At 70.3% G+C, this 20,608-nt stretch carries 16 protein-coding genes; 11 read left to right on the top strand and 5 right to left on the bottom strand.

The window, feature by feature from the left end; all coding sequences use genetic code 11:
• Positions 1-140: 140 nt before the first annotated feature.
• Both fxsT and ACIBD9_RS14845 read right to left on the bottom strand, forming a co-directional pair.
• Complete coding sequence (gene fxsT, locus ACIBD9_RS14840; RefSeq protein ID WP_396717785.1) at positions 141-2,756, bottom strand: FxSxx-COOH system tetratricopeptide repeat protein; 2,616 nt, start codon at positions 2,754-2,756, stop codon at positions 141-143.
• A complete protein-coding gene (locus ACIBD9_RS14845; RefSeq protein ID WP_396717788.1) occupies positions 2,753-3,163 on the bottom strand; it encodes a hypothetical protein in 411 nt (136 codons plus the stop codon). Before ACIBD9_RS14845 ends, fxsT begins: the two co-directional genes overlap by 4 nt.
• A 670-nt stretch (positions 3,164-3,833) precedes the next feature.
• On the opposite strand from ACIBD9_RS14845, the gene ACIBD9_RS14850 reads away from it, so the two are divergent.
• The 4 genes from ACIBD9_RS14850 (at position 3,834) to xerC (ending at position 7,669) form a co-directional block, all read left to right on the top strand.
• Positions 3,834-4,151, top strand: a complete 318-nt coding sequence (locus ACIBD9_RS14850) for a hypothetical protein (protein WP_396717790.1) — start codon at positions 3,834-3,836, stop codon at positions 4,149-4,151.
• A gap of 538 nt (positions 4,152-4,689) precedes the next feature.
• Positions 4,690-6,255, top strand: coding sequence for a replication initiator (locus ACIBD9_RS14855; protein ID WP_396717793.1), 1,566 nt, complete (start codon positions 4,690-4,692; stop codon positions 6,253-6,255).
• Positions 6,252-6,449, top strand: a complete 198-nt coding sequence (locus tag ACIBD9_RS14860) for an excisionase family DNA-binding protein (RefSeq protein ID WP_396717796.1) — start codon at positions 6,252-6,254, stop codon at positions 6,447-6,449. Before ACIBD9_RS14855 ends, ACIBD9_RS14860 begins: the two co-directional genes overlap by 4 nt.
• Positions 6,449-7,669 carry a tyrosine recombinase XerC gene (gene xerC, locus ACIBD9_RS14865; protein WP_396717798.1) on the top strand — a complete coding sequence of 407 codons (1,221 nt, stop codon included), beginning with the start codon at positions 6,449-6,451 and terminating at the stop codon, positions 7,667-7,669. The genes ACIBD9_RS14860 and xerC overlap by 1 nt, the downstream gene beginning before the upstream one ends.
• A gap of 143 nt (positions 7,670-7,812) precedes the next feature.
• Here the strand turns inward: xerC and ACIBD9_RS14870 are convergent, their stop codons facing one another.
• A complete protein-coding gene (locus ACIBD9_RS14870; protein ID WP_396717800.1) occupies positions 7,813-8,799 on the bottom strand; it encodes a zinc-dependent alcohol dehydrogenase family protein in 987 nt (328 codons plus the stop codon).
• A 222-nt stretch (positions 8,800-9,021) separates the two neighbouring features.
• Between ACIBD9_RS14870 and ACIBD9_RS14875 the strand changes: the two genes are divergently transcribed.
• The 6 genes from ACIBD9_RS14875 (at position 9,022) to ACIBD9_RS14900 (ending at position 17,370) form a co-directional block, all read left to right on the top strand.
• On the top strand, positions 9,022-11,085 hold the full coding sequence (locus tag ACIBD9_RS14875; protein WP_396717803.1) for a copper resistance protein CopC: 2,064 nt from the start codon (positions 9,022-9,024) through the stop codon (positions 11,083-11,085).
• 65 nt (positions 11,086-11,150) lie between these two features.
• Complete coding sequence (locus ACIBD9_RS14880; RefSeq protein ID WP_396717805.1) at positions 11,151-11,753, top strand: copper chaperone PCu(A)C; 603 nt, start codon at positions 11,151-11,153, stop codon at positions 11,751-11,753.
• Positions 11,754-11,776: 23 nt separating this feature from the next.
• Positions 11,777-12,991: a Dyp-type peroxidase gene (locus ACIBD9_RS14885; protein ID WP_396717808.1), complete on the top strand. Its 1,215-nt coding sequence runs from the start codon at positions 11,777-11,779 to the stop codon at positions 12,989-12,991.
• A gap of 22 nt (positions 12,992-13,013) precedes the next feature.
• On the top strand, positions 13,014-13,580 hold the full coding sequence (locus tag ACIBD9_RS14890) for a copper resistance protein CopC (RefSeq protein ID WP_396717810.1): 567 nt from the start codon (positions 13,014-13,016) through the stop codon (positions 13,578-13,580).
• A gap of 52 nt (positions 13,581-13,632) precedes the next feature.
• Positions 13,633-15,756 carry a cytochrome c oxidase assembly protein gene (locus tag ACIBD9_RS14895; RefSeq protein ID WP_396717812.1) on the top strand — a complete coding sequence of 708 codons (2,124 nt, stop codon included), beginning with the start codon at positions 13,633-13,635 and terminating at the stop codon, positions 15,754-15,756.
• A gap of 138 nt (positions 15,757-15,894) precedes the next feature.
• Positions 15,895-17,370: a PepSY-associated TM helix domain-containing protein gene (locus ACIBD9_RS14900; protein ID WP_396717815.1), complete on the top strand. Its 1,476-nt coding sequence runs from the start codon at positions 15,895-15,897 to the stop codon at positions 17,368-17,370.
• A gap of 48 nt (positions 17,371-17,418) precedes the next feature.
• Here the strand turns inward: ACIBD9_RS14900 and ACIBD9_RS14905 are convergent, their stop codons facing one another.
• Together ACIBD9_RS14905 and ACIBD9_RS14910 are read right to left on the bottom strand one after the other, a co-directional pair.
• Entirely contained in the window at positions 17,419-18,552 is a 1,134-nt protein-coding gene (locus tag ACIBD9_RS14905; protein WP_396717818.1) for a cupin domain-containing protein, read from the bottom strand.
• 13 nt (positions 18,553-18,565) lie between these two features.
• The gene (locus ACIBD9_RS14910) at positions 18,566-18,826 is read right to left on the bottom strand and encodes a hypothetical protein (protein ID WP_387176010.1); all 261 of its coding nucleotides are present in this window, start codon (positions 18,824-18,826) and stop codon (positions 18,566-18,568) included.
• Positions 18,827-19,024: 198 nt separating this feature from the next.
• Between ACIBD9_RS14910 and ACIBD9_RS14915 the strand changes: the two genes are divergently transcribed.
• The gene (locus ACIBD9_RS14915; protein ID WP_396717820.1) at positions 19,025-20,605 is read left to right on the top strand and encodes a LuxR C-terminal-related transcriptional regulator; all 1,581 of its coding nucleotides are present in this window, start codon (positions 19,025-19,027) and stop codon (positions 20,603-20,605) included.
• Positions 20,606-20,608 lie beyond the last annotated feature (3 nt).

Consider the following 20,608-nt stretch of genomic DNA (forward strand, 5'->3'; position numbering starts at 1 on the left):
CAAGCCACTCTCACCAGCTGTTACACATCATTGAGCTGACTCCGAACGTCCCCCGAAGTCCGTAGTTGTCCACCAGCGTACGACCTGGTCGTCACCCAGTTAGTCACTCGTTAGAGCCGGGGCTGCGCAAGTTGCTGCAATCAGCCCGCATCATTCGAACCAAACCTTAAACGCTGATTTTCTACCTTGATCTCGGCCGCTCGCCGCTGCGAAGGCAGCGCCTCCTCCTCCCGCCCCAGAGCCACCAACGTGAGCGCCAGGTTGTCCAACCGGATCGCGATGGATGGGTGGCCTGCCGGTAACGCCGCCTCGCTGATCTCCAACGCCCGCCGCTGCAACGGCAGCGCCTCCTCCTCCCGCCCCAGAGCCACCAACGTGAACGCCAGGTTGTTCAACTGGGTCGCGATGGATGGGTGGCCTGCCGGTAACGCCGCCTCGCTGATCTCCAACGCCCGCCGTTGCAACGGCAGCGCCTCTTCCTCCCGCCCCAGAGCCCTCAACGTGTGCGCCAGGTTGTTCAACTGGGTCGCGGTGTCGGGGTGTCCTGCCGGTAACGCCGCCTCGCTGATCTCCAACGCCCGCCGCTGCAACGGCAGCGCCTCCTCCTCCCGCCCCAGAGCCACCAACGTGAGCGCCAGGTTGTCCAACCGGGTCGCGGTGTCGGGGTGGCCTGCGGGCAACGCCGCCTCGCTGATCTCCAACGCCCGCCGTTGCAACGGCAGCGCCTCCTCCTCCCGCCCCAGAGCCCCCAACGTGTGCGCCAGGTTGTTCAACCGGGTCGCGATGTCGGGGTGGCCTGCCGGCAGCGCCGCCTCGCTGATCTCCAACGCCCGCCGTTGCAACGGCAGCGTTTCCTCCGCCCGCCCCAGAGCCCTCAACGTGTGCGCCAGGTTGTTCAACTGGGTCGCGATGTCGGGGTGGCCTGCCGGCAGCGCCGCCTCGCTGATCTCCAACGCCCGCCGCCGCAACGGCAGCGCCTCCTCCGACCGCCCCAGAACCCCCAACGCGTGCGCCAGGTTGTTCAACCGGGTCGCGATGTCGGGGTGTCCTGCCGGTAACGCCGCCTCGCTGATCTCCAACGCCCGCCACCGCAACGGCAGCGCCTCCTCCGCCCGCCCCAGAGCCCCCAACGTGTACGCCAGGTTGTTCAACCGGGTCGCGATGGCGGGGTGTCCTGCCGGCAACGCCGCCTCGCTGATCTCCAACGCCCGCCGCCGCAACGGCAGCGCCTCCTCCGACCGCCCCAGAACCCCCAACGTGCCCGCCAAGTTGTCCAACCGGGTCGCGATGTCGGGGTGGCCTGCCGGCAACGCCGCCTCGCTGATCTCCAAAGCCCGCTTTTCAGCCTGTAGAGCCTGGCCGTACCTGGCCTGCGTGTAGTGATACAACCCAATCTGGCCCAGCAGGTACGCGAAGGTCAGATCCACGCTGTCCTCAGGCTTGTGTTGGACGAACTCTTCGACGTGTGGGGCGAATGCCCTCCACTGCGGCCAGGTGTCTACGTCCTCTGATGGGTTGCCGGGTGGACGGGCTTGGTCGAGCAGAGCCAACGCGCGGCCAAGGACTTGCTGCCACAACGACTCGGGTAGCTCGCTGCGCTCGTCGCGGTAGTCACCCTCGGCCTGTATCTGCGCCTGGCTGCGGACCACCGTCTGAAGAAGTCGATGAGTACTGACTGTCGTTTGCGTAAGCGTGACCAGGTTGTACGACGCCAACGCCGACAGCGCCTCGTCAACAGCACCGTACTGTTCTGCATATCCGGCCAAGACTGAGCGTGGCACGTCGTCAGGTGCGTAGCACGACAAGATCCGCAGCAGGTCGATCGCTGCCGGCCGGATTTCGCGCAGCCGGTCGAGGGTAAGGAGCCACACCTGGGCGACCGCCCGTTCCGCCTGGTCCCCCTCCGCGATCGTGTTCAGCACCTCGGCAGGCTGGGCACGCAGCCGATCCAGATAGACCGACGCCGGCAGGCGGGTCTGCCTCAGATAGCCGGCTGCCTGCTGCAACGCCAACGGCAGATAGCCCAACTCGTCGGCCAACACCGCCCCCGCCAACAGATCCTGCTGATCCCCACGCTCCAGCAACAGCCGCACCGCGGACTCACGATCCAGCATGTCCAGCCGCAGACACCCGTCGACCAGCGTCTCCCAATTCACATCACGCCGCGTCGTGATCAAAAGGTGCCCGGTGTCCAACTGCGCCAACAGCGGCTCGACATCCGAACGCTGCTCCACGTTGTCCAACACCAGCAACCAACCCGACTGGTTCTGCAACCAGCCGACCGCCCACCCCGCCGCCTCCGCTGCCGTCGCCGTCAACACCAACTCCGGGTTCAACCGCGCCGTCAACGCCGCCAAACCGCTCTCGATCGCCGCCGGGCTGTCAGCAGTCACCCACCACCGCACCAGATACCGCTCACGCCACCGGTGCGCGTACTGCAACGCCAACTCGGTCTTACCCACCCCACCCAAGCCATGCACCGCCTGACAAATCACCCCGCTACCGGCGGACATCACCTCCTCCAACTCAGCGAACTCATCCTGACGGCCCACAAACAACCGGATCGGCGGCTTGGGCAGGTTGTGCAACCGCTTCCCCGTATCGGGTGCCGTCGACGCCCGATGCAGCTCGATCCGCCGCGCATCGACCCTCGCGTCATCCCCCGTGATCGCAAACCCGCTGATCTCACTCGCCGCGACCGACCGGCCGCCCTCAGCGCTCGCCCCACCAGGGCCGACAGCATCCCGATCGGTCATCGGGTCACCTGGCCGCCATCCCCGGTGATCACCACCCCACTGATCGTCTGCCCGGCGACAGACCGCTCACCCGACGCTGTAATCGTCACCCCCGCCGAAGCCAGCATCTGCGACAACTCGGCAGCCAACTGCGCATCGGCGGCCACCGCCTTACGGATCTGCAACCGCAACGCCGCCAACCGATCCTCATCAGCCGGGTCCTCGGCCACATCCATCACCGCTGCCTCCACCATCGGCGCTGATTCCTCCCGTCCCAGCAACCGACGCAACAGCCGCCCACCCAGACCGACCGTCGCGTCCGCCGCCACCTCCTGCACCCGCGCCACCACACCCGCCCCATACGCTCCGGCAGCCGCCGCCACGTACGGCACCACCGCACCCGCCAAGGAAGTCACATTCGGATCCATAACCCTCACCCTCCGAGCCAGCCATCAGCGACATCGATCAGTACCACACCCATGCACACACCGTCACATCCCCCAAGGCCAAACGCAGGCACAACCACACCCACCCGCCATCCCGTCTGCCGTCGACCCGCCTACCTGGGAGCGGGCCTCCGCCCGGCCCGCCACGTCAAGACGGCCTTGACGCGTATACGAACGCTGGCGGGTCGGGCGGTGGTCTGCTCGGCTTGCCCGGGTCGACGGCAGGCGGGATGGCCTACCGCAACCACCCACGGCCCTGCACCCGCCGACGGCCCACTCCCATCCCAGAGCAAGAGCGCCCCCGCCGGAGGCGCAGTAACCGCAACCCGCTACCCGGCCGCCAGTTCGCCGACGCGGCCGGCGTGCGCTGCACTACGCCGCGCGGGCTCGTGGCCGCGCGGCCCGGCCGGCTGGCGGCCCACCACCACCCGTTCAAACGCCTCCTGTCGTCATGCGGCGGCCCCTTGGGCTACCCGCTTCCGCGCCAGCCGCCGGGCGTGTTAGGCGGCCGGAGTCGGAGCGCTAGCGGAGCGACGGACGCGCGCCCAGGCGGCGGCGCGTGCGGCCCGTTGCGGGCCGCCTTGATCGATGTAAGGAAAGTTCTCCCAGTCGGCCGGCGGCTGGCCGGGCCTCGCCCTGCAAAGATGACGGCATGGACCGCTTCGAAGGCCGGTGCTGGCTGGACTGGTGGGCGAACTCCTCCACCCTGCTTGGCAGCGTCGAGGTGGACGTCGTAATTGCCGCCGTCACCGGCCGCTGGGAGGCCGACGGTCGCCTGGTCAGCGAGAGCGACGAGGACCCAGAGGCTTTTGCATTCCTGTGCGAACTCGACCCCGTCTTCACGCTGCGATTCGAAGACGAAGGCGTTGTCGCCGTGACCGCCCAACCCACGGATGGGCATCGCCGCTTCAGCCTCACCGAGTACACCGGTCCGGTCCAGCGATCGGTCGTCAACCGCATCGCTCTGTAGGCACCGCCGGACCTAATTGGCTCGATAGCAGTTTCACGGCACGTTGACGTGTCGGTACCCGGTGCTAGTCTGACCTTCGTCGAGCACACTAGCGCGGCCTTCCCGCCGGATCGCTGGACTCGACGTCGGAGATGCTGAGCGGCCTTCCTGCCGCTGATGCGGGCCACGTCCCGCTGGCTCTCGATCGCACCGGCCCCCATGCCGGTCCTCTGAATCCGCTGAGTGGCCTAGCACGGCCTTTCCTGCCGTCCATGATGGTCTCGGATTCGCACCTCTCCACGGGTAGGGCGAGCCTGCGGCAACCCGCCGGATGCCGATATTCCAGGCTCCCCACCCCTGCCGGTTCATTCATCAGGTTTATGAGCGTGAAAGGACATGACCCATCGGCGGGAAGTGGCACGACCACGCTTCCGCCCTCCGGCGTCAGCCGCCCTCTCGGCGGTGCCAGGAGACACGACGAACACCACCAGCGGACCTACGTCCACGGCTGGTGGTGCTTCGTCTCCCGTCCCTGCCACCCCTTGAAGAGGAGACAGTCGTGTCCACCCCGCTCACCATCTACCGCCCCGATCTCGCCGTCGGCCGTGACGCGCAGGTCCTACACCGCGCCGCTACGCCGGAGTTCTGTGGCTGGCTGGAGCACACCCGCCCCGCCGGCGGCTGTGCTCGCCCTGTGCGCCTCACGGGCACCATCGCCGCCGTCGACCGGAACACCGGCCGCATCACTGGAGAGCTGCACACCGACCAACTGCCCGACCGCACGCTCTACAAGGCGTGCGGCAACCGCCGCGAGTCGCAGTGCCCGGACTGCGCCTGGGTCTACCAGGGCGACGCCTACCAAGTCGTCTGTCGCGGCCTGACCGGCGGCAAGGGCGTCCCCGACTCGGTCAGCCAGCACCCGGTCGTCTTCGCCACCTTCACCGCCCCGTCCTTCGGCCCGGTCCACCACCGGCACGTCCCCCGCCACACCTGCCGCCACCGGCAGCGCTGCGACTGCCGACCGGCCCCCTGCCGTGCCCGCAGCACCGTCGGCACCTGCCCGCACGGCCAGCCCGTAGCGTGCTTCGCTCGCCACGACGCCGACGATCCGCGGCTCGGACAGCCGTTGTGCCTCGATTGCTACGACCACGCCCACCAAGTGGTCTGGAACTACTTTTCTGGCGAGCTGTGGCGGCGCACCAAGCAGGCCATCGAACGTCACCTCGCCGCACTCTGCCGCCGACGTGGCATCCCGCTCGTCCGGGTCGTCACGGCCTCCGGCAAGGTCCGCTGGGTGCCGCCCGTGCGCGTCTCCCACGGCAAGGTCGCCGAAATGCAACGCCGCGCCGCTGTGCACTTCCACGTCCTACTGCGCCCCGACGGCGTCGACCCCGACGACCCGGACGCCCTCGTGCCGCCACCGGCCGGCATCACCGTCGACGACCTGGAGGCCGCCGTCCACGCCGCCGCCCGGCAGATCACCGTCACCACGCCAGCACACCCCGACCGCCCGCAAGGGTGGCTGATCACCTGGGGCGAGCAGGTCGACGTCCGCCACATCAACAGCAGCGACGGCGAGCTGACCGACGGCAAGGTCGCCGCCTACCTCGCCAAGTACGCCACCAAGGCCACCGAAGCCACGGGCCACTCCTTCACCCGCCTCACCCCCGACACCATCGACGACTACGCCGACCCGGAAGGCGACCACCTCGCCCGCCTCATCGACGCCTGCTGGCACCTCGGCCGGGCCACCCACACCGACACCAGCAGCGGCGCCGCAACCGCCGACGACCGTCAAGACAGCCTTGACGCCAAACCGAACGCCTACTCCGGGCTGCGCCGGTGGGCTCACGTGCTCGGCTTCGGCGGCCATTTCCTCACCAAAGCCCGCCGCTACTCCGTCACCTTCGCCCTGCTCCGCGACACCCGCGCCACCTACCGACGCGAAGAAGACGACGAGCCAGCCGACAGCATCACCGTCGGCACCCTGACCTACATAGGGTCCGGCTGGCTCACCGAAGGTGACGCCCTGCTCGCCAACACCGCCGCGAGGCAGCGACGCGAGAGCAGACGCATCGGCCGAGAAGAACTCGCTCATGAGGCGTGGCTGGGGGCGGCGGCATGAGCCGAGACCTCACCCCGCGCTGGTACTCGCCCGCTGAGGTCGCCGTCCTGCTCGGCTTCGGCATCTCCAAGGTCAAGATGAAGATCGCCACCGGCGAGCTGCGCTCCATCAAGGACGGCAAGTACCGCCGCATCCTCCCCGAATGGGTCGACGACTACATCCGCGAACAGGTCGATCGCCAGGAGGCCGCTTGATGCCCGGACGCACCCGAGCCAACGGCGAAGGCTCCATCTTCCCGTACCGCAACGGCTTCGCCGCCTACGTCTGGGTCACCAAGCCCGACGGCGGACGCACCCGCAAGTACGTCTACGGCAAGACCCGTGAAGCGGTGCATGACAAGTGGATCAAACTGCACCAGCAGGCGAAGCAGGGACCGGTGGCGACCAGCGTCCCGACGGTCGGCAGCTTCCTCACCTACTGGCTGGCCGAAATCATCCAGCCGAACCGGGCACCGTTGACCTACGCGACCTACGAGACGTTCGTCCGCCGCTACATCTCCCCCGGCCTCGGCGCGAAGCGGCTCGACCGGCTCCAGTCACGCGACGTGCAGACCTGGATCAACAAGGTGGCCCGCACCTGCCAGTGCTGCAACCAGGGCAAAGACGCCGCCCGCCCGAAGCACAAACGGCGCTGCTGCGCGGTCGGCCGCTGCTGCCAGGCCGTCCCGTCGACCCGCACTGTCAGCGACATCCGGGCCGCGCTGCGGGCCGCCCTTACCCACGCCCAGACCGAGGACCTCATCGCCAAGAACCCGGCCGTGCCGGTCACCCTGGCCACCGTCCGCCGGCGGCGGGGCAAGTCCTGGTCGAGCGACGAGGCGCGGAAGTTCCTCGAATCGGCCCGCGCCGACGAGGACCCGCTCTACGCCGCCTACACCTTGGTCCTCGTCACCGGCCTCCGCAAGGGCGAGGCCCTCGGACTGACATGGGAGGACGTCGACCTCGACGCCGGAGAGCTGACCATCGGTCGCCAACTCCAACGCGTACGCGGGCAGCTCCTACACCGCGACACCAAGACCCAGGCGTCCGACGCCATCCTCCCCCTGCCCGACATCTGCCTGACCGCCCTCAAGCTCAGGCAGCAACAACGCGACGAGGCTGAGGCAGCCGCCGGCAAGGCGTGGCACGAGTCCGGACTCGTCTTCACCACCCGCTACGGCACACCCATCGAGCCGCGCAACTTCCAACGGTCGTGGCAGGCGAGGTGCGAGAAGACCAACGTCACGCTGATTACCGTCCACGACGCCCGCCGCACCTGCGCCACGCTGCTGGCCGACCTCGACGTCCACCCCAGAGTCGCCATGCAGGTGCTGAGGCACGCCCGCTTCTCCGTGACGATGGAGATCTACACGCAGGTATCAAACAAGGCGACCAGAGACGCCCTCAAGCGCCTTGGCGATTCACTCGACCACTGACGCCGTTGCTGTACTTAGCTGCTGTACGACAGCAGAAAGGCCACCTCCCGAACCCGGGAAGCGGCCTCTGACTTGCGAAAACTGAGAGTGGGCGATGCTGGTATCGAACCAGCGACCTCTTCGGTGTGAACGAACGGCTCGGCTCAACCGGCGACGTCCACGACGACCTTGCCCTCGGCGGTGCCACCGGCAACCAGGTGGTGGGCGTCCATGACCGTGTCGAGCCTGAACCTGCGCCCGTCCAGCCGGGGGCGCAGCGCGCCGGCATCGGCCAGCGTCGCGATCTCGCGCAGGATGACGCCGTGGTGTTCGCGGCCCCGCCCGGTGAGCATCGGCAGCAAGGTGAACACGCCGGAGTAGGTCGCGCCACGGAACGACAGCGGAGCGAGCGAGTGTGAGCCCCAGCCCAGCGCGCTGACGACGTGCCCGTGGTAGGTGCGTACCGCCGCGAACGAGGCGTCGAGCGTCGCGCCACCGACGTTGTCCACCACGATGTCGAACCCCTCGCCGCCGGTGTACCTCTCGACGTACTCCTCGACGTTGCTCGCGGTGTAGTCGATCGGCACGGCGCCCAGGCTCTCGATTACCCGCATGCTCGCCGGCCCGCCCGTGGCGTACGCCTCGGCGCCTCGGGCCTGGGCGAGTTGCACGCCCACGTATCCGACACCGCCGGCACCGCCGTGCACCAGCACCTTCTGCCCGGCGTGGACCCCGGCCCGGTCGACGAGCCCCTCCCAGGAGGTGATCGCCGCCAGGGGCAACGCGGCAGCCTCCCGCATCGAGAGGGTGTTCGGCTTGCGGGCCAGCAGCCGGGCGTCCACGGCGGCGTACTCGGCCAGCGAGCCCTGGAGGTCGCCGACGCCCCCGCACAGCCCGTACACCTCGTCTCCCGGCTCGAAGCTGGTCACCTCCGCGCCGACCGCCGCGACGACACCGGCAAGGTCCAGGCCGAGCACCGCGGGCGGGTGGACGCGTGCGTGCGCGGCCTTCCCTGCCTGGATCTTCGTGTCGAGTGGGTTGACCCCGCTGGCGACGATCCGCACCAGCACCTGCCCCGCCTCGGGAATCGGTTGATCGATCTCCTCGATCGTCAGCGGAACGTCGAACTCCCGCAGCACCGCAGCACGCATGGCATTCCCACACTCTCCGTGGTCGAGACGTCACGTGGACGCTATCCGACCGGATTGTCGGGCGGACGGCTTCCTCGGTGACCCGCACCGGCGACCGTCGGAACTTTCGGCCGACCCGGCCGACCACCCGGATACCAGCGGTCAGGGCTGGTCAGCTTTTGCCGACTGAGGAAAAAGATCGTGACCTCTTGTAAAAAGTCTCGGCACAGTGAGGATATTCAGATGCGTCGTCACCCTCAGATTCCTGGGCGGATGGTCTCGGGCCTCCTCGCGCTCCTCCTCGCCTCGGCGGTCGCTCTGCTCGCCCCCGCTCAGCCCGCCGCAGCTCATGGGACCCTCGCCGAGTCCGCGCCAGCGGCAGGCGCCACGGTGCGCGAGCCGGTGACGTCGGTGCGGCTGTTCTTCACCGAAAAGGCCGCCGCCAACGCGTTCTTCACCATCACCGCCCCTGGCGGCACCCGGGTCGACAACGGCTGGTCGTACGGGGAACCGAAGCCGCTCGCCCAGCCGGTGCGCGAGTACTTCATGGTCAACGGGCAGTTCGAGCCACGCGAGTACACGACGGGATTCCCGGCGGTCGTGGCCGTCGCGCATCTGCCCGCCAAGGGCCAGTATTCGGTGAGCTACCTGTCGATCGCGTCCGACGGTGACGCCGTGCGGGGCACGATGACGTTCCGCTACAACGGGCCGGTGACGGCGGCGCCGAAGGGGTGGAGCCCGCCGTCGACCCAACCGGACCCGGCACTGCTGGCCGCCACCGAGCAGCACCAGGCTTCCGGGCAGGGTTCGGCGGTGCCGACCACGCCTGCCGACCCGGCGACCCCGACGGCTGCGGCGGCTCCGCCGACCGAGTCGACCGAGGAGAGCGGTCCCGGGGCTCTGGCCTGGGCCGGCTGGGCGGCGGCCGCGGCGGCCGGGGCGGTGGCCGGGTTCGTCGTCTGGCGTCGCCGATCCGCCGGCACACTCACCGGCCGGGGCCGTACCTCGGCGGTGACCTCCGGTCGACGCGGCGGTGGCGCCCGTACCACGAACAGGGCCGGCACTGGCAAGACCGTCGGCGGTAAGCCCGCCGGGGGAAAGGTCGTCGGGGGCAAGGTCGTCGGGGGCAAGGTCGGCGCGGCGACCGGCGTCGTCGCGCGTACCGCGAGCGACAATCGGCGGCCCGCCACCGTGCCGGCGGCGCGCAAGGGCAACACGGTCGTCACGGCCCGCACGGGCGATGCTGTCGATCCGACGCCTACCGATCAGGTGACCAAGGCCCTCGCCAGCACGGACGGCGAGCCGACGGTCGACCCCGGACCACGGCCCGACACGGACCTCGCCGCCGCGACGCCTGGGTCCCGGCTGAGCAACACCCACCTGGCGCTGTTCGTCGGTGGTCTGGTGGTGGCCCTGCTGGCCGGGTTCGGTTTGGCCCGTATCGGCACCGCCGACGAGAGTCGTCCGACGACCGGCAACTCACGACCGTCAGCCGGTGGACCGCCCGACTCGGGCCAGGTGGGCTCCGCGACCGACGGCCACCAACACCCGGCCGGAACGGGGCCGCACACGCATCGGGGTGACGACGCGACGGGCGCGACGCTGGCGACCGGGACGACGGTCAGCGCCGGTGGGTACACCCTGCAACCACTGGAGCGGTCCCAACCGCCCGGTGTACGCGCCGACTACCGGTTCCGCATCGTCGGAACCGACCGGCAGCCGGCAACGACCTTCGCGGTCGTCCACGACAAGCCGTTGCACCTGATCGTGGTGGGTCGCGACCTGACCGGCTACCAGCACCTGCACCCGACGATGGCACCCGACGGCACCTGGAGCGTTCCCCTGACGCTGGCCCGGCCCGGTGGCTACCGCGTCTTCGCCGACTTCTCCGTCACGGCGGCCGACGGCACGCAGCGGCCTCTCGTGCTGGGCGTCGACCACATCGTGCCCGGCGCGCACACCCCGACCGCACTGCCGCCCGCTCAGACGCAGGCGACGGCTGGTCCGTACGCGGTGTCGATGACCGGCACCCCGACGGTGGGGGTGACGGCACCGATCCACTTCCAGGTCAGCGCCGACCCGACCATACCCGCCCAGTTGGAGCGATACCTGGGCGCGTACGGGCACCTCGTCGTTGTTCGTGAGGGTGACCTCGGCTACGTGCACGTCCACCCCGAGGAGGAGCTGGTCGACGGGACTGTCAAGTTCTGGCTGACCGCGCCGAGTTCAGGCCGGTACCGGGCCTTCTTCGACTTCCAGGTCGCCGGCAAGGTGCACACCGGGGAGTTCACGATCAACGTTCCCTGAGTCCGGAACTTTCTCCGAGCTGCGGCCGACCAACCTCCCAGCAGCAACCATCGGAGGAAGAACACATGCGCACCACCAGCCCAAACGCTTCACGCCGTCGCTCGGCCGCCATCCTCGCCGCCGCGATCCTGACGGTGGGCGTCGCCGGTTGCGGCTCGTCCGACTCTCCGTCGACCGCGCAGGCAGGCCCGCCCGCGTCGACTTCGGCCAACCCGGACGCTGGTGTGATCGGCATTCGTGACCCGTGGGTGAAGGCGGCCGACAAGGGCATGACGGCGGCCTTCGGGACCCTGGTCAACGACGGCGACACCGATGTCACGGTGACCGGCGCCACGACCTCCCTGTCACCGATGGAGCTGCACGAGATGACCATGAAGGACGGCAAGATGGTCATGCAGCAGAAGCAGGGCGGCATCGTGATCAAGGCCAGGAGCACGCACGCGTTGGAGCCCGGCGGCGACCACCTGATGCTGATGAACCTCACCAAGCCCGTCCAGGCCGGCGACGAGTTGACCTTCACCCTGACCTTCGCGGACGGCAAGACCCAGCAGTTCCGCGCGGTGGCCAAGCCGTTCACCGGCGCGCAGGAGAGCTACGCCCCCGGGCACGGCGAGCCGATGACCGGCACGAGCGCCACGCCGGGGATGAGCATGAGCCCGGCATCGTGACGCAGACGCCGCCTGTCCGGCCGGTGAGCAGGCGTGGCCTGCTCACCGGCGGAGCCCTGGCCGCCGGCGGAGCCCTGGCCGGCGGTGCCGCGATCGCCGCTACCCGCGTGGGGAGGACCGGACCACCGTCGGCGACCGCTGCCGACACGACCCTGGCGGCGACCGTCGGCGGTTTGGTCGAGCCGTTTCACGGCGCCCGGCAGGCCGGGGTGGCCACCGAACCACAGGCGCACGCGTCGTTCGTGGCGCTCACCCTGCGGGCCGGCGTCGACCGGGCCGCGCTGGGTCGGATGTTGCGGTTGCTCACCGACGACGCCGCACGGCTCACCCAGGGCCGGCCCGCGCTGGCCGACACCGAGGCCGAACTCGGGCTGCTGCCGGCCCGGTTGACCGTGACCTTCGGCTTCGGGCCCGGCCTCTACCGGGCGGCCGGCGTCGACGACCGCCGGCCGGCATCGGTCAGCGACCTGCCGTCGTTCCGCATCGACCGGCTCCAGCCGGCCTGGTCCGGCGGTGACCTGCTGCTGCAGATCTGCGCCGACGACGCGATCTCCGTCGCGCACGCCCAGCGGGTCCTGATCAAGGACAGCCGACCGTTCGCCACCGTGCGGTGGGTTCAGCAGGGCTTCCGGCGCAGCCCCGGTGTCGAGCCGGGTGGCCACACCCAACGCAACCTGTTCGGTCAGCTCGACGGCACCGCCAATCCCCGACCGGGCACACCGCTGGACACCGCGCTCTGGGTGCCGGACGGCCCGGCGTGGCTACGCGACAGCACCACAGTGGTGGTCCGGCGGATCAGCATGAACCTGGAGACCTGGGACCTGCTCGGCCGGACCGACCGCGAACTCGCCGTCGGGCGGCGGCTCGACACCGGCGCCCCGCTCACCGGCACCGCCGAACACGAGGAACCCGACTTCGCCGCCACCGGCCCGGACGGCCTCACGGTCATTCCCGACTTCTCTCACATGACTCGCGCGCACGTCACCGACGACCGGCTGAAAATCCTGCGCCGGCCCTACAACTACGACGCTGTGCCGACAGCCGAGGGGCACGCCGACAGCGGCCTGATCTTCACCTCGTACCAGGCCGACATCGCCCGGCAGTACCTGCCGATCCAACGCCGTCTGGCCGAGCGGGACCTGCTCAACGAGTGGACCACGCCGATCGGTTCCGCCGTCTTCGCCATCCCGCCCGGATGTCCACCGGGCGGTTGGGTCGGCGAGCAGGTGCTCGGATGACCATGCCAACCGGAGTTTCGTCATGACCGTACCGTCGTCCCGGCCCACCGCCGTCCGGCTCGGTGCGGCGGTGCTCGCCGTCGTCGTGGCGGTGCTCGTCCCGGCCAGCCCGGCCTGGGCGCACAACTCGCTCCGGACGGCCACGCCCGCTCGGGACGCGACGCTGTCGAACGCACCGACCGAGGTCACGCTCGAATTCATGCAGCGACTCGACCCCGCGTTCACCACGATCGTGCTCACCGACGCCGCCAAGCGGAAGCTTCCCACCGGCGAGCCGGTGGTCACCGGGGCGACGAGCACGGTCCAGGTGACCGACACCCTGCCGAACGGGACGTACACGGTCGCCTACCGGGTCGTCTCCGTCGACGGGCACCCGGTTCAGGGGTCCTATCCGTTCACGGTGGCCGATCCCACGTCCAGCGCCGCGCCGGTTGCCAACGTCAGCGCGTCAGCGCCCGCCCCGTCCGCCGCCGGCGCAGTGGAGACCGGCGGTGGTCCGAGCGCCGGCGTACTCGTCGCGGGTGCCGCACTGGCCCTCCTCGTCCTGGCGACGGCTGGGCTGCTGTGGCGGCGGGCGGCCCGGCGCTGATCCGACCCGCGCGGTCGACTCGCCTCATCACCTCACCAAGCAAGGTCAACACGTGTCCGACACAGCACCACGGCAGTTCGCCACCGACGATCCGAGCGGCGCCCGCACCGTCGCCACCGCCTCGACAACCCCGACCGGTCCAGCCTCGTCCGCCGCCCGAGACAAGGGGTTTGCAGGATCCGGCTGGTTGTTCACGGTCGCCGCCGTCGCGTCGGGGGTCACCCTCCTGGTCCTCGGCCTGCGGGTCGGGGGTGCGCTCACGGCGGCGATTCCGGGCCTCCCCGACGCCGGGCCGATCACGACCCGGGCACTACCCGTCTTCCGGCTCCTGTCCGACGGTCTCGCCACCGTCACCGTCGGCATGCTGGTGACCGCCGCGTTCCTGCTGCCCGGCGACGGACGCAGCGTCTCGCCGCACGGCTACCTGCTCCTGCGGCGGGCCGGTGTCGCCGCCCTCGGTTGGTCGGTGACGACGCTGTCCCTGGTGGGACTGACCGCCTCGGACCTCCTCGGACAACCACTGACGACGCTCGGGCCCGCGACGGTCGTCAGCTTCGCCACCACCATCTCGCAGGGCCAGTCGCTCACGCTGCAGGCCGGCCTGGCCCTGACCGTGGCACTGCTGGCCCGGTTCGGAGTGTCCCGGGGGCTCGCCGCGACCGTCGCGGTCCTGGCCCTGGTGGCGGTGCTCCCCCCGGCCTTCACCGGGCACTCCGCTGGTGCTGGTAACCACCAGATCGCCGTCACCAGCCTGGCCCTGCACATCCTCGCCGCCGCGGTGTGGATCGGCGCGCTCGTCGCCCTGCTGGTGGTACGGCGCAGTCGGCTGCTGGCCGACGCCGCCGCTCGGTACAGTCGCCTCGCCCTGGGCTGCTTCGTCGCCGTGTCGGTCAGTGGGGCGGCCAACGCCGCCGTCCGCCTCGGGTCGGTCGAGCAGCTCTGGCACTCCCGCTACGGCTGGTTGGTTCTCGGCAAGCTCGCCGCCCTGCTGATCCTCGGCGCGCTCGGCGCGATACACCGCGCCCGCACCCTGCCGGCGTTGCGCGCCGGAGGGCGATGGGCGTTCGGCCGACTGGCCGCCGGTGAACTGGTCGTGTTCGCCGCCACCGTGGGGCTGGCGGTGGCGCTCTCGCGCAGCCCCACTCCCGTCGCCGAAGCCGGCACCGACGCCGACCCGATCACCGAACTGCTGGGCTTCCCGATGCCCGCCGCGCCCAGCGCGGGACACCTGCTCGGACAGCCACTGCCGGACATGTTCTTCCTGACCCTCTGCGTGCTCGGCATCGGCGGCTACCTGGCCGGAGTGCGCCGGATGCACGCACGCGGGCACCACTGGCCGGTCACCCGAACGGCGAGTTGGCTGAGCGGGTTGCTCCTGTTGGCGGCGGTAACCAACCTTGGTGTCGCCCGCTACGCGTACGTGCTGTTCAGCGTGCACATGGCCCAGCACATGGTGTTGTCGATGCTGGTGCCGATCCTGCTTGTCGGCGGCGCGCCGGTCACCCTCGCCCTGCGAGCCCTGCGTCGACCGACCGACCCGGGGGTACGCGGTGCCCGGGAGTGGCTGCTGATCGCGGTGCACAGCCGGCTCGCGAAGCTGCTCACGCATCCGCTCGTCGCGCTGGGCATCTACACCGCCAGCCTGTTCGGCCTGTACTTCAGCGATCTGCTCGGCGTGTTGATGCGCTCCCACCTCGGTCACCTCGCGATGCTCACCCACTTCGTGGTCGCCGGCTGTCTGCTGTTCTGGGTGCTCATCGGTGTCGACCCGGGTCGCCGCCGCCTCCCCCATCCCCTGCTGGTGGTCATCCACCTGGCGTCGATGATGGCGCACGGCTTCTTCGGCCTGGTCCTCGTGCAGACGACCACGGTCATCGCCCCCGACTGGTACCTCGCCGTACACCCCACCTGGGCGTCGTCGCTACTGGCCGACCAGAAGCTCGGCGCCGGCATCGCCTGGGCGTTCGGCGAGCTGCCGGCCGTCGTCGTCATGATCGTGTTGATTCGCCAGTGGATTCGCGCCGACCAGCGCGAACAGGGGCGCCTCGACCGGGCCGCCGACCGGGCCGACGCCACCGGCGCGGAGGACGACCTCGCCCGTTACAACGCGTTTCTCGCCGCAGCCGGACGGACCGACAGCGACCCCCGCCGCACGGCCCGGCCGGACCAGCCCTGACATCGGGAACCTGATCTTCGGGAACCGCCGGCGTCTCTCCCCCGACTACCAGTCAGGGCCGACGCGACACCTCACCGGGCGACCAGACCAGTACGGGAAAAACCCTTTCGGCTTCCCGACTCTTCCGATCGGATCACCATGTCTCTCACCGAACTGTCCGGCACGCCGACGCCGAAGCCCGCCACCACCGCCGAGAAGCCGGCCCGGCCGGCCCGGCGCACGTCACCGTTCGGCGCGCTGCTGCTGCGGCTGCACTTCTACGCCGGCATCCTCGTCGCCCCGTTCCTGGTGGTCGCCGCACTGACCGGCCTGGCCTACACCACGACACCGCAACTCGACACGATCCTCTACGGCGACCAGCTGACCGTCGCCCAGGTGGGTGACCGTCAGCTACCGCTGGCCGAGCAGGTCGGCGCCGCACGCAACGCACACCCCGACGGCAGCATCACCACCGTGCAACCCGGCGACGGCGACCAGACCACCCGGGTGACGTTCTCCCTGCCGGATCTCGGCGAGAAGCAGCACACGGTCTACGTCGACCCGTACACCGCGCAGGTCAAGGGCCAGTTGACCACCTGGTTCGGGTCAACCCCGGCTACGACCTGGTTGGACGACCTGCATCGCAACCTGCACCTGGGCGTGGTGGGCCGGCACTACTCCGAGCTGGCCGCGAGCTGGCTGTGGGTGATGGCACTCGGCGGGGTCGTCCTCTGGTGGCGTCGACGCGGGGCAGCCCGCGCCGCCGCTCGGCACCTGCTCGTGCCGGACCTGTCCACCGGTAAGGGTGTCCGCCGCACCCGAGGATGGCACGCCACCACAGGCATCTGGCTCACCGTCGGCCTGCTCTTCCTCTCCGCCACCGGGTTGACCTGGTCGCGCTATGCCGGGGCCAACTTCAGCGCCGGCCTCGACGCACTACAGGCCCGTGCACCGGAGATCTCGACCAGCCTCACCAATGTCCCTGCCGCCCCTGCCGATACTGGCGGCGGCCACGAGCACGGTGCCGCCGGGGCGGGCGGGGTGGTCGAGTCGGCGGCCTTCGACCGGGTCCTGGCGGTCGCTCGCGACGCGGGCCTTTCCGGCCCGGTCGAGATCACCCCCGCGCCGGAGCCGGGCTCAGCGTGGACCGTCACGCAGGTCGACAACACCTGGCCGGTCAACAAGGACCGCGTCGCCGTCGACCCGGCCTCCGACACGGTCACCGCCCGCAGCGACTTCGCCGACTGGCCGCTGCTGGCCCAACTGAGCGGCCTCGGCACCCAGGCCCACATGGGGATCCTCTTCGGCCTGGTCAACCAGATCCTGCTCGCCGCCCTCGCCCTCGGGCTGCTCTGCGTCATCTTCTGGGGCTACCGCATGTGGTGGCAACGCCGACCGACCCGCGCCGACCGCCGTGCGGTAGCCGGCGCCCCGCCGGCCCGCGGTGGCGTACGCGGCCTGCCGCTCTGGGCGCTGCTGATCGGCGTACCGGTGATCGTGGCGATCGGCTGGGCGCTGCCCCTGTTCGGGCTCACCCTGCTCGCCTTCCTCGTCATCGACGTCGCGCTGGGGGCGGTGTCTCGCCGCCGACGACCTGCCGCGGTTCCCACCTCCCCGGCACCCGCGGGAAGCTGATCCACCGGTCCGGCCGTCCATCAGGCGACGGACGGCCGGACGCCTCGCTCAGATCACGACCTGCTTGGTGTTCGGCAGGCTGTCCACGATCGACTTCTGCACGTTGATCGTGTCGGCGATGACCTCGTGGGGCGTGTTGGCCATCCACTGCATCACCGAGATGTCCTCGAACCGGGGATGGCGGAACATCTCCAGGAACACCAGCGGCTCGTCGCCGGTGTTCTCGATGTAGTGGCCGTACGCGAAGGGGACGTAACCCACGTCGCCGGCCTGGAAGTCGAACGTCCGGGCGGCGGCCTGCGAGGCGAAGACGCCCATCCGCCCGGTGCCGGAGATGTAGTACTGCCACTCGTCGGTGGTGGGGTGCCAGTGCAACTCGCGCAGCCCTCCCGGCTCGACCTCCACCAGGGCCGCGGCGGTGGTCACGGAGGCGGCGAAGTTGGTCGAGTCGGTGATCCGAACCGTTCCGCCGCGGAAACGCTGTGGGGTCTGCGCGAGCATCCGGTGCTTGAAGGTTCGTGGGATGTCGCCGGTCGGGCTGACCACCCGGTCCTGTTGCAGGGGTGGTGGGACGTCGCCCTGGAAGATGTACTTCTCCCGCTCGGGCAGGTTCTCCATCTGTTCCAGCGTCCAGCCGAAGTTCTTGGCCAGGACGTGTCGAGGCGTGTGTGCGAAGAAGTCGCTGAGCAGGAACGTGTTGTTCTCCGAGAACGCGCCGTCGTCGAAGACCAGCAGGAACTGCGCGCCGTCCTCCAACGCCTGGATGTTGTGCGGCACACCCTGCGGAAAGAACCACAGATCGCCCGCCTTCACGTCCTCGATGAAGTTGCGACCCTCGTGGTCGACTGCGCTGATCCGGCAGCTTCCGCTGAGCATGTACGCCCACTCCGACTGCTGGTGCCAGTGGATCTCCCGGTACGCGCCCGGCTCGAGACCGAACTGGACGCCGGACAACTGACTGGCGATCGGAAGGTCACGGCTGGTGACCTCCCGGGTCCAGCCGCCCTTCTCCACGCGGGTGTGCGCCTGGGAGAACGAGAACTTGAGGTTGGGCACCAGCCGGCTGTCGGTCGTCGGCGGAACCAGGAGGTCCGGGTTCTGCCGTTCGAGCTCGACGTTACGGCCCGCGAAGGGCGCGGCGCCCTGGTCGCCGCGCCGCGGCTCGGGATCGCTGTTCGCCATGATCGCTGTCTCCTCACTCGGGTCGGATCGGACTGGGCGCGGGAACGGATCCGCCCCGCAGCCGTAGCCGGGACGAGACCCCCAGCAGGGCACGCACTCCGGGCCAGCCGTACTGGACCGCGATCGCGACCGGAACCGCCGCCGCGATCGCCATCAGCACCAGGCGGGTCCACGCCGGAACGTGACCACCCGCCCCGGTGCCGGCATAGAGGACGAACATCAGCAGTACGACCCGGAGCCGGTGCAGACCGGGAAGTTGGGTGAGCTGAGCCATGGTTCGATCATCGGTGCCGAACACCGACCGTCGCATCACGTGATCGCGCCATTACCAGGCGTCAAATCCCGGACGGCGTTGACCATTCGGCGCAATCCCGCCGGTTCGTCGATCTGGTCGCCCGTACCGGCCGCCATGGCTAGGCTCGGTCGCAGGACGGCATTTCGACGCGCCTGGTAACAACCGGGGAGAACGCCATTGTCCGAATCACCCTTCCACGCCGGAACGCTCCCGGCCGACGACACCGCCGCCGACACCGAGCAGAGACGCCACCGGCTGTTCGGCACGGCGGACCAGCTCCGGCTCGCCGGACGCGGGATGGAGGCGCTCCACGTCCTGGCGGCGGAGGTCGCCACGAGTCGCAGCGGGGAGCGTCACCGCGCCCTCCTGCTCGGGCGCCTGGCGCAGATGGTGGCACTGGAGCAGCCCACCATCGCCCTCGCCGGTCTGCGGCAGGCGCTGAACCTCCGACTGGACGCCCGGAGCCGCGGCACCCTGCTCGCCCTGGTCGCCGCGATCGCGGCCCGCACCGGGCATCCGGACACCGATGCCCTGCTCCGCGACGCGGGCACCGCGCACGCCGCGTCGGGTGACCAGGCGTCCGCCCGCCACCTCGCCCTCGGCCGGGCCGCCCGCGCGCTCGCGCACGGTGACCTACCGGGCGCCCAGGCCGTGCTGGCGTCCCTGGACCCGGACTCCTGGGCGGCACGCGCCGACGCCCCGTCCATCCGGACGGAACGGATCCTCGTGCAGCTCGGCCTGGGCCGGCACCAGGACGCGCGGGCCGCGACCCGCCAGGCGCCCGACGAGGCCGACGTTTCGTTCACCGGGCTGACCGCGCTGGACTGTCTGCGCATGGTTGCCGTGGGAGAGCTGCCCGAGGCGGCCGCGCTGGCCGTCACGACGCTCAGCTCCGACTCGGCGGACCTCAGCAGGGAGGTGCGTGCCCTGTTGGTCGCGGTGATCGGCGAGGTCCGCTACCGCCGTGGCGAGCACGACGACGCGCGTGCCATCCTCCGCGCCTGCCTCGCCGAGGATCGATGGCCCGACCGTACGATGTGGACCTTCGCGTTCTGTGTGGCGGTTCGCGACCCCGCCCTGAGCGCGCCGGCCGGCCTTCTCACCAGGGTCGTCGCCGACCTGCACCGGTCGGTCCGGTCACTGCTGCCCGTGCCGCACTTCGGCCCCCGACTGGTACGCGCGGCGGTGGCCGCCGACGACACCCGGGCCGCCCGCCGGGTCACCGAACTGGTCGAGCTGGTGTCCACCCGCACTCCGGTGCCGCTGTGGCACGCACTGGCCGACCAGAGCCGAGGGTTGCGCGACGGTGACCCGGACGCGCTCCGGTCGGCGGTCGACCAGCTGCGCACCACCGCCGCGCGGCCGGCGCTGGCCGACGCGTTGCTCGACCTCGCGAACAGCCCCCGGGCGCGATCCGGGGAGGCGCGCGACGCCGCGCACGAGGCGGCTGCCCTCTACGCCCGGATCGGCGCCCCTGGTGACCAGGCGATCGCCGACCGGCGCTGCGCCGACCTCGCCGCCACCCCGCGCCACCGGCCGTCGCTCGACGAACAGCCACACCGGGGCATCGGCGCGCTCACGCCCGCCGAGGAGCGGGTGGCCGAGATGCTCGCCGCCGGCGCCACGAAGAAGGAGGCGGCCAGGAGCCTCTTCGTCTCCTTCCACACGGTGGACACCCAACTCCGCTCCATATACCACAAGCTGGGCATCCACAATCGGATGCAGCTGGTGCGGGCCTGGGAACGGGCCAGACGATAATCG

It is taken from the genome of Micromonospora sp. NPDC050784, assembly GCF_044456765.1.
Taxonomy (GTDB): Bacteria; Actinomycetota; Actinomycetes; order Mycobacteriales; family Micromonosporaceae; genus Micromonospora; species Micromonospora foliorum.